The sequence below is a fragment of the Kushneria halocnemicola genome, assembly GCF_965650455.1.
GTDB lineage: Bacteria > Pseudomonadota > Gammaproteobacteria > Pseudomonadales > Halomonadaceae > Kushneria.
Genome location: NZ_OZ287968.1, coordinates 187991 through 201599, shown reverse-complemented (window position 1 = coordinate 201599; position 13609 = coordinate 187991). Strand labels below are relative to the sequence as shown.

The following is a 13609-nucleotide window of genomic DNA, read 5'->3' as shown; positions in this document are numbered from 1 at the left end:
CTGACTCAGTCGCGGAAGTTGTCATACTGCAGCGGCAGATCCGGCCCCTCCTCGCTTTTCAACAGCGCGATGGCCTGCTGCAGGTCATCGCGCTTTTTGCCGGTCACGCGCACCTTGTCGCCCTGAATGGCGCTTTGCACCTTGAGCTTTGACTCCTTGAGCTGCTTGACGATTGCCTTGCAGTCGGGCTGCTCCAGCCCTTGCTTGAGCTGCACTTCCTGACGCGCCTTGACGCCGGACAGCACAGGCTCCTGCTCATCCATGCAGCGCGCATCGATGCCCCGGGCAATCAGTTTGGCGCGCAGGATGTCGAGCATCTGCTTGAGCTGAAAGTCGGCATCGGCTTCCAGCGACACCTTCTCGCCTTCCAGCGTGAAACTGGCAGCCACACCGCGAAAGTCAAAGCGCGTTTGCACCTCGCGGTTGGCCTGATCCACGGCGTTGGTCGCTTCGTGCTTGTCGAATTCGGACACGATATCGAAAGAGGGCATGGCATGGTCTCCTGAATACACCAAAAGGGCTGATTCTAGCCGACTCCACGGGCAAGGCCCATTCATCCGGGGCGGCTTTCGTGTTCAGGGCGGCAGGACATGGCACTTGATATCGGGCCAAACGCAGCGACCGCTATCGATCGAACACCGCTTTCCCTTACAGTGTCATGACCTGGTGTTCTGACGTGGCCGACGCGTCCAATAAAAAGTAACGCACGTCAGACTCGGGTCACCGATAACAATCGCCGGTATCAAACGGCACACAATAAGACGTTACTCGGGAGTTCCCGCATGGTTGCCGATACGCAACAACCCGGGCGGGCCCAGCGCCGCTCGACACGCTGGCTCAACGCCATCGAACGCCTGGGCAATCGCCTGCCCGACCCCTTTATGCTGTTTGTCGCACTGGCCGTATTCGTGCTGGTCGCCTCCATCATCTTCGCCGTCGTGGGGGCCAGCGTCGTGCTGCCGGCCACGGGCGAGACCCAGCCGATTCGAAGCCTGATCTCCGGTGAGGGCGTGCGCTTCATTCTGGAATCGATGCTGACCAACTTCACCGGCTTTGCCCCGCTGGGGCTGGTACTGTCGATGATGCTGGGCATCGGTCTTGCCGAAAAGATCGGCCTGCTGGATGTGCTCATTCGCCGCACGGTGATGTCCGCACCCGCGCAACTGGTGACCTACACGGTTGCCTTTACCGGCATCATGATGAACGTGGCCTCCGACGCCTCGCTGATCCTGCTGCCGCCGCTGGCGGCGATGGTCTATCACGGCCTGGGGCGCCACCCGGTCGCGGGGCTGGCACTCGGATTTGCCAGCGCCGGCGCCGGCTTTACCGCCAATCTTTTGATCGTGGGCACCGATGCGCTGCTGTCCGGCATCTCTACCGAAGCCGCGCGGTTGATCGACCCCGAAATGGTGGTGACCCCGGTCGACAACTGGTATTTCAACTGCCTGTCGGTGGTGGTACTGACGGTGGTCGCCGCCCAGATCAGCGAGCGCATTACCGAGCCGCGGCTGGGCACCTACCAGGGCGATGTCGAACGGGTGGAACATGACGAGCCGGTCAATGCCGGGCGCGGGCTGCGCAACGCCGGCATTACGGCGCTTTTGTATCTGGGCGGTCTGGCCACGCTGGTACTCTGGCCCGACTCGCCGCTTAAAAACGACGACGGCGGACTGATCCCCTCGCCGTTTCTCTCCGGCATCATCCCGATCATCCTGCTCTTTTTCATCGCAGTCAGCGTGGCCTACGGCGTGACCACCGGCAAAATCAAAAACTCCCGGGACGTCTCGGAGCGCATGGCCGAGGCCATGCGCGATCTGGGCGGCTATATCGTGCTGATCTTTGCCGCCTCTCAGTTCATTGCCTGGTTCGGCTGGACCCACATCGGCAGCTGGCTGGCAGTCAACGGCGCCGAGATGCTCACCTCGATCAATTTTACCGGACTGCCGGTGATCATCTGCTACATCCTCTTTACCGGATTCATGAACCTGCTGATCTTCTCGGGGTCGGCCAAGTGGGCGCTGGAAGCCCCCATTTTCGTGCCGCTTTTCATGCAGTTGGGCTACCACCCGGGCTTTATCCAGATGGCCTACCGCGTGGCGGACTCCTCGACCAACATCATCTCGCCGCTTAATCCCTACATGGTGGTGGTGCTGACCTTTATCCGCAAATACGACCGTGAGGCGGGGCTGGGCACGCTGATTTCGCTGATGCTGCCTTATACCCTGGCATTTTTGAGCATCTGGATTGTCATGCTGGTGGGCTTTTATCTGCTGGGACTGCCCTTTGGTCCGGGCGTTTACGGTCGAATGTGAGTCGCTGGTTTATATCGGTGGCAGGTCATGATCTGCCTTGCCATGAAAGGAGTACTGTCATGTCACAAACGCTTGCACGCACGCTTGAAACCCATCTCGACAGCCTGAAGCCACAGCTCACCGCCTGGCGACGTGACTTCCACCGCCACGCCGAATCGGGCTGGGTCGAGTTTCGCACCGCTTCACTGGTCGCCGAGGAGCTCGACCGGCTGGGCTATCAGGTCACGCTGGGGCGCGAGGTGGTCGATGAGTCCTCACGCATGGGCGTACCGGATGCCGACACCCTGGCCCGCGAGGAGGCCCGCGCCCGAACCCAGGGCGCCGTCGAGCGCTGGCTACCACAGCTCTCCGGCGGCTTTACCGGCGTGGTCGGCGTGCTCGACACCGGGCGCCCCGGCCCGACGCTGGGCTATCGTATCGATCTGGACGCGCTGGATCTCGAAGAGTCCAGTGAGCCGACGCATCGCCCCGCCCAGCAGGGGTTCGGCTCGCAAAATGCCGGCATGATGCACGCCTGTGGCCACGACGGACACACCACCATCGGGCTGGGGCTGGCACGACTTTTCAAGGCCTGTGAGTCGGATCTTTGTGGTCGTATCAAGCTGATCTTTCAGCCCGCCGAGGAAGGCGTGCGCGGCGCGCGCTCCATGGTCGCCGCCAGCGTGCTTGATGACGTTGACGTCTTCATTGCCACTCATATCGGCATGGACATTCCCTGCGGCGAGGTTGTCTGCGCCCAGGATGGCTACCTGGCCACCACCAAACTCGATGTGGCCTACACCGGCGTACCGGCCCATGCCGGCGGCCGCCCCGAAGAAGGCCGCAACGCGTTGCTGGCCGCCGCCCAGGCCGCCGTGGGACTGCACGCCATTCCGCGCCACAGCGCCGGTGCCTCACGCATCAACGTGGGCGTGCTCAACGCCGGCAGCGGGCGCAACGTGGTGCCGGCCAGCGCCATGATGAAAGTCGAGACCCGCGGTGAAAACACGGTCATCAACGAAGAGATGCGCCGACGTGCCATCGATGTGATCGAGGGGGCCGCGCAGATGCATGGCGTCAGCGTCGAATATCACCTTGCCGGTGAGGCGGACACCTGCACCGCAAGCCCTGAGCTGGTGGATTACATTCACGAGCGCATCCAGGGGCTGCCGGGCATTGACGTGGTCACACCGCGCATCAGCGAACCCTCGGGCTCTGAAGATGCCACCTGCATGATGCAGCGGGTGCAGGAGCGCGGCGGCCTGGCCACCTACATGATTTTTGGTACCGAGCTTTCCGCCGGCCACCACCACCAGTGCTTTGATTTCAACGAGGACGTGCTGCCCCTGGCCGTACGGACGCTGTCGCATCTGGCGCTGGGCATCGATGCCCTCGGAGAACGCCATGAGCGCTGATGCCGCCACCGACGACCCGACCGCACGCATCAGTGCGCTGATCAAGGCGCGCCGCGAGCCGTTTATCGCGCTGGCCGATGCCGTCTGGGACCATCCCGAGACCCGCTTTGAAGAGCATGTCTCGAGTCGTCTTCTGTCCGATGCGCTCGAAGCCGAAGGCTTTCACATCGAGCGCGGCGTGGCCGGCATGGCCACGGCCTTTGTGGCCAGCATCGGCAGTGGCGCGCCGGTGATTGCCCTGCTCGGTGAGTTCGATGCGCTGGCCGGGCTCAGCCAGCGCGGCGGCGCCAGCACTCATGAGCCGCTAAAAGCCGGCGGCAACGGTCATGGCTGCGGCCACAACCTGCTGGGCTCGGCGGCGCTGGCCGCCGCCGTGGCCGCAAAAGACGATCTTGCCGCGCGCGGTGCGCTTGAAGGCCGCGGCACCCTGCGCTTTTACGGCTGTCCGGGTGAGGAAGGCGGCTCGGGCAAGACCTTCATGGTTCGCGAAGGGCTTTTTGACGACGTTGACGCCGCGCTGACCTGGCACCCGATGACGTTTACGGGGCTTTTCTCGACGCCGACGCTTGCCAACATTCAGGCGTATTTCCGCTTTCACGGCACCGCCGCCCACGCCGCCAACTCGCCGCATCTGGGTCGCAGCGCGCTTGACGCCGTCGAGCTGATGAACATCGGGGCCAACTATCTGCGCGAGCATGTACCCGAGCAGGCGCGCCTGCACTACGCCATTACCGACAGCGGTGGTACCTCGCCCAACGTGGTGCAATCCAGCGCCGAAGTGCTTTATCTGGTACGTGCCCCGACCATGTCGGAGACCGAGGATATCTACGCCCGCCTGCAGGACGTGGCCCGCGGCGCAGAACTGATGACCGGCACCCGCGTCGAGGTGACGTTTGACAAGGCCTGCTCCAGCTATCTGCCCAATCGCACGCTGGAGGCGCTCATGTTCGAGCAGATGCAGACACTGGGCGCGCCCGCCTTCGATGAGAGCGACCAGCGCTATGCTCGCGCTATCGCCGACACGATTACCCCGGTGGGCCGACAGGCCGACCTTGACGGCATGCGTCGAATGACCGGCCCCGACACTCGGGCCAGTATTGACGCTTTCGAGCAACAGGCGCTGGCGGATACGGTGCTCGCCCCGGGAGATGGCCGCGAGATCATGAAGGGCTCTACCGATGTCGGCGATGTCAGCCGGGTGGTACCGACCGCGCAGTGCTACGTGAGCTGTTTTGCCATCGGCACCGCCCTGCACACCTGGCAGGTGGTGGCCCAGGGGCGCAGCGCGCTGGGACACAAGGGTATGCTGCGGGCAGCGGAAGTTCTCGCCAGCACAGCCGTTCGACTGCTGGAAGATCCGGAGTGTTTGCAAAAGGCGCGCCGGGAGCTTCTGGAGACAAGCGAGCGCACGCCCTATACCTGCCCCATTCCTGAAGGCGTGACGCCCTCGCCGCTAACGTCCTGAGCTGAAGCGGCGCGGACAGCCCCGCCCCTGTCGGGTTATGATGGCGCCATCCCATTATCCCGAGGAGCGTTTCGTGACCGACAGGGACCCGATACTTCATGAAGACCCCGCCGCCGATGACGACCCGATGATGGTGCGCATCGGCTACGCCCTTTATCTGGCCAGCATCCTGACCGGTATTACGGCGCTGGCCGGGCTGGTCATCGCCTATATCTATCGCCGCCGCTCGCCGGCCTGGCTTGCCGATCACTACACCTTTTTGATTCGCACCTTCTGGATCGGTCTGGTCTATATGGTGCTGGCGACGATGCTGTCGTTTCTGGGCGTCGGGATTTTGCTGTTCCCGCTGATTACGGTGTGGATCATCGTGCGCTGCGCGCGCGGCTGGCGCGAACTCGAGCGCCGGCGCACACCCACACCGCTGATGAACTGGGCCTGGTAGGGTCTCGCTTCCCCCTGAGGTGTAGATATAAAAAAACGCCCGCAGCAGTCGCTGCGGGCGTTTTTAATGGTGTCCAACGATATCCGGGCATACCTATTCGGCAGACAATCCGCCAAACCTGCCGGCCTGATAGTCACTGACAGCCTGTTCGATCTCTTCACGCGTATTCATTACGAACGGGCCATGCGACACCATGGGTTCCTTCAGACGCGGCGAGTGGCCGAAAATCAGCGTGGCATCACCGGAGCCACGAATCTCGACGTAGTCACCCTGCGTGTGGAATTCGATCAGGTGACAGGGGCGAATCGCCTGTTCCGAGATCATGATGTTGCCGCGCACCACGTAGCAGAATATCTCGTGATCCTCGGGTACCGGCAGCTGGATCAGCGACCCTTCCTTGATGGTGATGATCGACATGAAGCTGGTCGTCGGCGTCTCGACGGGGCCACGGAAGGTGCTGCCCTGCTGCTCGAAATCGCCGGCGATCAGCGTCAGATGGCCACGGCCTTCATCGAGCTCGACCTGGACGAGATCATCGGCCTGCAGGCCGGTATAGCGCGGCTCGGTCATCTTGAGATCGGCCGGCAGATTGATCCAGAGCTGAAGAATCTCCATGCGCCCGCCGTCACGGCGAAAGGCTTCAGGAGAGACTTCCGAGTGGATCAGCCCGCGCCCGGCGGTCATCCACTGCACACCGCCGGTTTCAATGATGCTCTGATGGTCATCACTGTCGGCATGGGCCAGCGAGCCATCGAGAATGAAAGTTACGGTCTCGAAGCCGCGGTGCGGATGGGGGCCAAACGGCAGACCCTTGTTATCGCGCTCGTAGATCTGCGGGCCGTGATGGTTGAGAAACAGATAGGGATCGAGATAGTCGATCGAGGGACCGGGCAACGGGCGATGCGTGATGAGATCACCGATGTCATCGCGAATGGCGGTGTGCAAATGCCGTACTTTTCGAGCTGTCATCGGTGCCTTGTCCTGTATTCAAATGAAACACTGATATCTGCCAAGTATAAGACACATCCGGCTACCCTGCCCTAACATGCCATATGAATGCCCCGGCCTTTACGAGGGCTCAAGCGCCAGTCGGCGCAGCCGCAGCCCGGCCAGCAGTGCCAGACAAAGCAGTGCGGCGATAAAGGCCACTACGCCGTTCCAACCGCCCAGCGCCCAGAAGGCACCGCCCAGCGTGCCGGCCAGACTCGAGCCGAGATAGTAGCTGAACAGATAAAGCGACGACGCCTGTCCGCGTGCCTGGGTGGCCCGCTGACCGACCCAGCCGCTGGCAATCGAGTGCGCGGCGAAAAAACCGAAGGTAAAGATCAGCATGCCCACCAGAATCAACGCCACGGGCGAGGCCAGCGTCAGGCCAAGGCCTGCCAGCATCACCACAATGAACACCCAGAAAACGCGTGGCCGCCCCAGCCGGTCGGCAAGCCCGCCCGCCCAGGCCGAGCTGTAGATGCCGGAGAGATAGACGATCGACAACAGCCCGATCACCGTCTGGCTGAAGTGATACGGCGCCTCCAGCAGGCGATAGACGATGTAGTTGAACAGCGTCACGAAGCTGCCCATCAGCAAAAAGGCTTCCAGAAACAGCCACGGCAGCCCGGCATCGCGAAAATGCAGCCGGAAGGCGCCCACCAGATTGGCCACGCTGAGCCGTCTGGGGACAAAATGGCGCGAAGGTGGCAGCATCTTCATGAAGGCGATCGCGCTGATCAACGAGATCACACCCATGGTGGCCAGCGTCACCCGCCAGTTGACGAAATCCACCATCACGCCGCTGATCAACCGCCCGCTCATGCCCCCGATGGCGTTGCCGCCGATATAAAGCCCCATCGACACGCCGATAAAACTCGGGTGAATCTCCTCGTTGAGATAGGCCATCGCCACGCCGCACAGCCCGGCCATGGCAAGCCCTGCCAGCGCCCGCATGACCAGAATGGCGCCCCAGTGCTGCATGAACGCCGCGCCAATCGTCAGCGCCGAGGCGCTCAAAAGCGCCAGTGACATCATCTTCTTGCGCCCGACGGCATCGGAAATGGGGCCGGTCAGCAAAAGCCCCACCGCCAGCATGCCAGTGGAGACCGACAGCACCAGGCTGGTGCTGGCCGGATCGATGCCGAAAGCCTCGGACAGGATCGGCAGCATAGGCTGGACGCAGTAGAGCAGCGCGAAGGTGGAAAAGGCGCCCAGAAACAGCGCCAGCATGGTGGGCCGATAGTCGCGACCGCCGCGCTCGATAAACGGCGCCTCTTCACCGGACGTTGGTACGGCGCCGCTGTCCGGATAACCCGTGCGGGACATGCTCTCCCCCTGTGACCGCTGGCGCCGGTCGCCGGCGTCAGAACATGGATCGTTAAGCCTCACATTATAAGACGACTTGTCACTTATCGTGTCATGACCGACAAGGCGATACATGTCGGACGCCCCCGCCGATGGGTTATCCTGGCGACACGCGACCCGCCCCCTTTTGGAGACTTCGACATGGCTCAGGATTTCGACACCCTCAAAAACGCCTGCAGTGACCAGTGGCAGGCCTATACCCAGCACCCCTTTGTCGCCGGCATCAGCGAGGCGACGCTGCCCTTTGATGCCTTTCGCCACTACCTGCAGCAGGACTACCTGTTTCTGATCCACTTTGCCCGCGCCTGGGGCCTGGCGGTCTACAAAAGCCGCGACATGAGTGAGCTTCGCCACTCGCTGGACAACCTTAAAACCATTGTCGATACCGAGATGGGCCTGCACGTGCGTTATTGCCGGGAATGGGGCATCGATGAAGAAAGCCTGCATGATCTACCCGAGGCGCAGGAAACACTGGCCTACACCCGCTTCGTGCTGGACTGCGGCCATCGGGGTGATTTGCTGGACCTGCACGTGGCAATGGCGCCGTGTCTGATCGGCTACGCCGAGATTGCCGACTGGATCGGCACGCGGTCGCAGACTGTCACTGTTGATAATCCCTACCAAGCATGGATCGACATGTATCGCGATGCGGACTATCAAGAAGCCGCGCGTCAGGAGCGGGCGTGGCTGGATGCACGACTGGCCGAGGTCTCCCCGAGCCGTTTTGAGCAATTGACCACGACCTTTCGTGATGCCACGCGTCTGGAAGCCGCGTTCTGGCAGATGGGGCTTGATGCTGCGGGCTGAGGATTTGACGAGATGCCGATTAGAATCATCGCATATCGCTAGGCGATGCTTTGATGCATCTCGATAAAGCGGATGAGTAGCGTCAAGACTATCTTGTGAGTAAGGCGCTATCACCACCTTGCTGTTATCGGATTCGCGTCTTCCTTCGCTTTCATGGCATTCAGCATTCTCCTGTTATGGCAGGCGTGGAGGGGAGACAGTGATTGGAGCCACTGGCGATAGAAAGGCGTGTGGTGATCGTCACGCAAGGCTTGTTCGGCGGTCTCGATATGCAAGTGCGTAATGCTAGGCCGAGTCGCCAAAGCTTGGGATAGTGCCGTCTGTTCAGTATCGGGAAGACCGGAGAACATATACACCGAGAATTGGAGTATGTATTTCCACTTTTCAATATATAACGCTTTGATCACTGGTAAATTGCGAACGCGGCGAGTAATTTGTCCGCGTGCAGCAACTTGTTATGCACTATTTTAACTGTGGCACGCCGTCGATATTTTTAAGCCAATTATTTATAGATTCTGTTTGCCTCTCGAAAATTTTTCCTCTCAAGATAATGGTACTTCTGACGCCAACAAGGAACTTATTTTTCTCTTTTGGCAGTTTTTCTATAGCCACATCGATCCAAAATAAATAATTGTATATTCTTTGCAGTGTTTCCAGACTGAGGTTTTCAGGAGCCTTAGCTGCAATATTATTTACATGGCGAATATCAGCCTCCGAAAGCCCCTGACCGTTTTGCTTTTCATAGTATTTCTTCAATACTGGATATGAGCACTTAAGCTCACTTACAAGTTTAGACTCTCTTAGCATTAAGTACTCAATCGCTCTTTTCTCTGGATTGTCCGCAGACGCGCCACCTCCTCCGCCGGAAACACCTCCTTCTCGATCATTTTTTGGGAAAGTAAACTTGGTTAAGTCAGGAGTCCCGAATAACGAGCCTTTCCCGGCATTATTCTCTGCACACGTTGGCCCTGCGTATGATAATTCTCCTGTCTCCAAATCTTCTAAAATATAAGCTTTAAGAGAAGTTAAATGCTGCGGACAGAAATCGCATTTCCTAGTTGTTTCAGTAAGGTCACGTCTAATCACTTGATACGGCACAGTGCTTCCTCTAGTGGATAATGCCTTGCTCTGCTGAATTTTTTCAGCGTTAACGAGTAAATTTTCCGTAGCAGCAAATTGTTATGCCTTTGCGCTCAGTATTACCTCTGCAAGCTTTCCTGCTATTTCCTCGATACTCTGTAAAGAAGTGTTGAGAGCTACTTTATCAGCAAGCGATGGACTAAAACTAATAACTTCATTCTTTGTTATTTTGTGCCATATCGGCAATATCATTTTATGGCCGTTCATTTCTCGCGCAACCATCGAATCAAGCTCATACTGTGTCCAGTTCTTTGAACAAAAAGCAGACGATAGAATCACTGTTCCAAATCTGGAATTAACCAAACCTTGGTCGATACTTTTTCTCAGGCTATCACCGACTTTCAAAGTAAACTCGTCATACCATACTTTAACTCCAATATTTTCTAGCGTTTCAGCTAGTGGACGAACAAATTCCTCTTTATCTTCTGAAGCATGGGAAATAAACAAGTCATATTTTACGATACTTTCATGTGAAATGTTCTGAGCGACCGGCAGCTCTTTTAAAGAAGCAGCCATATTGGCAGTTTGATTGATTTCTGCTTGCAGCCGGCGTTGGTATTCAAGCTGCTCTCTCTGCTGTTTCTTTTCTAAATCTGCTAGTTTTTTTCTTTCTTTTTCATCAATACCGGCCTGTTTTTTGCGTTCCCTTTCTTCTTCCTTAAGCAAATCTTGCTTTGCTTTTAGCAACTGACCTTCTTTATCGGATAGTTTTTTATACAGATCCGCTTTCTTTACTTGCGCTTTAGCTATATCAGCCTGTTTTCTTTGAACTTCAGCGCTCTTACTTTTCAACATGCCATCACTAGTACTTTTGGTAATACTTCTTTCAATTTGTCCAATTCGACTTCCACAATCAGACTCTTTTTTTGTCTCCAAACTTATTTTTTGGTGCAGGTCTGATATTTCCTTTTGCAGCCTAGCAATCGAGCTTGAAATTGTTGATATAGACATTCTTACTCCATTACCTGCTTGGATATTAAATAACAGTAATTATATACTAGATTGCATAACCTCAATGAATGTGACGGTATGTCCATTGAAGTTATATAGCCCCTTCAAACAAAACTATCCCATTGATCACAAAGACGGCAAAGCAAATTTTGGCAGTATATCCCCTATTCATGTACTGGCATGATTTATATGCCCTCAATAATAATTAAAAAACATGAACTTAGCTGTAATGAGACAATCTCGTGAAGCTGATAAACAGAGTCAGGGCTTCCCTGCGGATAAAACGCTATAGCCTGTTTCCCGAGAACACCTGCTGCCATTGGATAAGCCAGCCGCTTTCTGGTGTGCCGCTAGCAAGAAACTTGCCTATTCCTCCACCACCCCCTGAACTCGCCAAGACAACTGCTTGACGGAGTACCACGCGCCTTCAAAGCGCCTTCTGGCAGATGGGGATTAATGCCGCGCGCTGAATCGGCGGTCAACGCTCATTGATGACACTTGACCGGGTACCTTTGCCCGGCACAGACTGAGCCCGCGATGGTGCTGCCATTGCTGCTTGACGGGGTGCCGGTGGAACCGGCTGAGATCATCTTGTGTCGCGAAGCGACACCACGGTGGATCCCGATGAACCTGATCCGGCTAATACCGGCGTAGGGATTCAAGCGAAGGGTCCGCGCTGCCGTTCCGGCATCCTGCAACACCCCCCTTCCTGCCTACGCTGTGCGCCGGCTGACTGACGTCACGCTCTGGAGCACAACATGACTGATACCACCGCCGCCCAAAACGCACGCACACCGCGGCGCGGCAAAAAGCACCCCACCTTTCTGGCCGACAGCGCCCGCGTCGATAGCGCTTCCGTATCGCCACTGCCCGCCTCACGCAAGGTGTTCGTCGAAGGCTCGCGCTCGGATATCCGCGTGCCGATGCGCGAGATCAGTCTCTCCCCCACGACTACCCGCGACGGCATCGAAGACAACCCACCGCTGCTGGTCTATGACACTTCCGGCCCCTACACCGACCCGGGCGCCGGTATCGACATCCGCCGCGGTCTGGCGGATTTGCGCCGGGCCTGGATCGATGAGCGGGGTGACACCGAGTGGCTGGACGGCCCCACCTCTGAATACGGCAAGCGCCGCGCCGAGGACCCGCGTCTGGCGACCCTGCGTTTTGATTTGAAACGCACCCCGCGGCGCGCGAAAGCAGGCCGCAACGTGACCCAGATGCACTACGCCCGACAGGGGATCATCACCCCGGAAATGGAATTCATCGCCCTGCGCGAGAACCAGCGCCGACAGCAGATCGGCAATGAGGAAGTCGAGCGCATTCTGGGTCATCAGCACCCGGGCGAATCCTTTGGCGCCCGCCTGCCGGAGGAGATCACGCCTGAGTTTGTGCGCGAAGAAGTGGCCCGCGGGCGGGCGATCATCCCCAACAACATCAATCACCCCGAAAGCGAGCCGATGATTATCGGGCGCAATTTCCTGGTGAAGATCAACGGCAACCTGGGCAACTCGGCGGTGACCTCCTCGATTGAGGAAGAGGTCGACAAGATGACCTGGGGCATCCGCTGGGGCGCCGATACCATCATGGATCTTTCCACCGGCCAGAACATCCACGAGACGCGCGAGTGGATACTGCGCAACTCGCCGGTGCCGATCGGTACGGTGCCGCTCTATCAGGCGCTGGAAAAGGTGGGTGGTGTGGCCGAAAACCTCACCTGGGAGATCTTTCGCGACACGCTCATCGAGCAGGCCGAACAGGGGGTGGATTATTTCACCATCCATGCCGGGGTCAGGCTGCATCACGTGCCGATGACCGCCGAACGCACCACCGGCATCGTCTCGCGCGGCGGCTCGATCATGGCCAAGTGGTGTCTGGCCCATCATGAGGAAAGCTTTCTCTACACCCGCTTTGAAGAGATCTGCGAGATCATGACGGCCTATGACGTCGCCTTTTCACTCGGTGACGGCTTGCGCCCGGGCTCGATTGCCGATGCCAACGACGCCGCCCAGTTTGCCGAACTCGAAACCCTGGGTGAGCTGACACAGATCGCCTGGCGTCATGACGTGCAGGTCATGATCGAAGGGCCCGGCCATGTACCGATGCACCTGATCAAGGAGAACATGGACAAGCAGCTCGAATGCTGTGACGAGGCGCCCTTTTACACCCTCGGGCCGCTGACCACCGACATCGCCCCGGGCTATGACCACATCACCTCGGGCATCGGTGCGGCCATGATCGGCTGGTACGGCTGCGCCATGCTCTGCTACGTCACCCCTAAAGAGCACCTGGGGCTGCCCAACCGCGACGATGTGAAGACCGGCATCATCACCTACAAGATTGCCGCCCATGCCGCCGATCTGGCCAAGGGCCACCCGGCATCCCAGCGCCGCGACAACGCCCTTTCAAAAGCGCGTTTTGAATTTCGCTGGGAGGACCAGTTCAATCTGGGCCTGGACCCGGATACCGCGCGGGAATACCACGATGAGACCCTGCCCAAGGACTCGGCCAAGGTGGCGCACTTTTGCTCCATGTGCGGGCCGAAGTTCTGCTCGATGAAGATCAGTCAGGAAGTTCGTGAATATGCGCGCGACCGCGGACTTCAGGGCGATGAAGACGCCATGCGCCGCGGCATGGCCGAGCAGGCGGAGAAGTTTCGCGACAGCGGCAGCGAGCTCTACAGGGAAGTCTGACCCGCCAACGCAAAAGGCCCCGGCAAGCCGGGGCCTTTCATATCAGGGTTTTG

Annotated in this window: 11 protein-coding genes and 1 riboswitch; of the genes, 6 read left to right on the top strand and 5 right to left on the bottom strand. The window is 58.5% G+C overall.

The annotated features are described in order from the left end of the window. Nucleotides 1-5: 5 nt before the first annotated feature. Nucleotides 6-491, bottom strand: coding sequence for a YajQ family cyclic di-GMP-binding protein (locus tag ACS92L_RS00890; RefSeq protein ID WP_438766410.1), 486 nt, complete (start codon nucleotides 489-491; stop codon nucleotides 6-8). A gap of 291 nt (nucleotides 492-782) precedes the next feature. Between ACS92L_RS00890 and ACS92L_RS00885 the strand changes: the two genes are divergently transcribed. From ACS92L_RS00885 to ACS92L_RS00870, 4 genes are all read left to right on the top strand, one after another. Further along, the gene (locus ACS92L_RS00885) at nucleotides 783-2312 is read left to right on the top strand and encodes an AbgT family transporter (protein WP_438766408.1); all 1530 of its coding nucleotides are present in this window, start codon (nucleotides 783-785) and stop codon (nucleotides 2310-2312) included. A 59-nt stretch (nucleotides 2313-2371) separates the two neighbouring features. Further along, nucleotides 2372-3706, top strand: coding sequence for an amidohydrolase (locus tag ACS92L_RS00880; protein ID WP_438766407.1), 1335 nt, complete (start codon nucleotides 2372-2374; stop codon nucleotides 3704-3706). Continuing rightward, nucleotides 3696-5171 carry an amidohydrolase gene (locus ACS92L_RS00875; RefSeq protein WP_438766405.1) on the top strand — a complete coding sequence of 492 codons (1476 nt, stop codon included), beginning with the start codon at nucleotides 3696-3698 and terminating at the stop codon, nucleotides 5169-5171. Before ACS92L_RS00880 ends, ACS92L_RS00875 begins: the two co-directional genes overlap by 11 nt. 73 nt (nucleotides 5172-5244) lie before the next feature. Further along, the gene (locus ACS92L_RS00870; RefSeq protein WP_438766404.1) at nucleotides 5245-5613 is read left to right on the top strand and encodes a DUF4870 family protein; all 369 of its coding nucleotides are present in this window, start codon (nucleotides 5245-5247) and stop codon (nucleotides 5611-5613) included. 93 nt (nucleotides 5614-5706) lie between these two features. Here ACS92L_RS00870 and ACS92L_RS00865 read toward each other — a convergent pair whose 3' ends face one another. Together ACS92L_RS00865 and ACS92L_RS00860 are read right to left on the bottom strand one after the other, a co-directional pair. Continuing rightward, nucleotides 5707-6582 (bottom strand): pirin family protein, encoded by an 876-nt coding sequence (locus ACS92L_RS00865; RefSeq protein ID WP_438766403.1) that lies wholly within the window; start codon nucleotides 6580-6582, stop codon nucleotides 5707-5709. Nucleotides 6583-6681: 99 nt separating this feature from the next. Then, the gene (locus tag ACS92L_RS00860) at nucleotides 6682-7926 is read right to left on the bottom strand and encodes an MFS transporter (protein ID WP_438766402.1); all 1245 of its coding nucleotides are present in this window, start codon (nucleotides 7924-7926) and stop codon (nucleotides 6682-6684) included. Nucleotides 7927-8106: 180 nt separating this feature from the next. On the opposite strand from ACS92L_RS00860, the gene tenA reads away from it, so the two are divergent. After that, nucleotides 8107-8772, top strand: a complete 666-nt coding sequence (gene tenA / locus ACS92L_RS00855; protein ID WP_438766401.1) for a thiaminase II — start codon at nucleotides 8107-8109, stop codon at nucleotides 8770-8772. Nucleotides 8773-9234: 462 nt separating this feature from the next. Here the strand turns inward: tenA and ACS92L_RS00850 are convergent, their stop codons facing one another. Together ACS92L_RS00850 and ACS92L_RS00845 are read right to left on the bottom strand one after the other, a co-directional pair. Then, the gene (locus ACS92L_RS00850; protein ID WP_438766400.1) at nucleotides 9235-9870 is read right to left on the bottom strand and encodes a hypothetical protein; all 636 of its coding nucleotides are present in this window, start codon (nucleotides 9868-9870) and stop codon (nucleotides 9235-9237) included. Between the two features lie 81 nt (nucleotides 9871-9951). Beyond that, nucleotides 9952-10863 carry a TIR domain-containing protein gene (locus tag ACS92L_RS00845; RefSeq protein ID WP_438766399.1) on the bottom strand — a complete coding sequence of 304 codons (912 nt, stop codon included), beginning with the start codon at nucleotides 10861-10863 and terminating at the stop codon, nucleotides 9952-9954. A 550-nt stretch (nucleotides 10864-11413) separates the two neighbouring features. Beyond that, nucleotides 11414-11538, top strand: a riboswitch (TPP riboswitch). 83 nt (nucleotides 11539-11621) lie between these two features. Between ACS92L_RS00845 and thiC the strand changes: the two genes are divergently transcribed. Beyond that, on the top strand, nucleotides 11622-13556 hold the full coding sequence (gene thiC / locus ACS92L_RS00840) for a phosphomethylpyrimidine synthase ThiC (RefSeq protein ID WP_438766398.1): 1935 nt from the start codon (nucleotides 11622-11624) through the stop codon (nucleotides 13554-13556). Nucleotides 13557-13609: the final 53 nt, after the last annotated feature.

Bases quoted from the DNA above. Each gene is read 5' to 3' on its own strand.
- ACS92L_RS00890 (WP_438766410.1), bottom strand. From the start codon at position 491: ATGCCCTCTTTCGATATCGTGTCCGAATTCGACAAGCACGAAGCGACC.
- ACS92L_RS00885 (WP_438766408.1), top strand. From the start codon at position 783: ATGGTTGCCGATACGCAACAACCCGGGCGGGCCCAGCGCCGCTCGACA.
- ACS92L_RS00880 (WP_438766407.1), top strand. From the start codon at position 2,372: ATGTCACAAACGCTTGCACGCACGCTTGAAACCCATCTCGACAGCCTG.
- ACS92L_RS00875 (WP_438766405.1), top strand. From the start codon at position 3,696: ATGAGCGCTGATGCCGCCACCGACGACCCGACCGCACGCATCAGTGCG.
- ACS92L_RS00865 (WP_438766403.1), bottom strand. From the start codon at position 6,582: ATGACAGCTCGAAAAGTACGGCATTTGCACACCGCCATTCGCGATGAC.
- ACS92L_RS00860 (WP_438766402.1), bottom strand. From the start codon at position 7,926: ATGTCCCGCACGGGTTATCCGGACAGCGGCGCCGTACCAACGTCCGGT.
- tenA (WP_438766401.1), top strand. From the start codon at position 8,107: ATGGCTCAGGATTTCGACACCCTCAAAAACGCCTGCAGTGACCAGTGG.
- ACS92L_RS00845 (WP_438766399.1), bottom strand. From the start codon at position 10,863: ATGTCTATATCAACAATTTCAAGCTCGATTGCTAGGCTGCAAAAGGAA.
- thiC (WP_438766398.1), top strand. From the start codon at position 11,622: ATGACTGATACCACCGCCGCCCAAAACGCACGCACACCGCGGCGCGGC.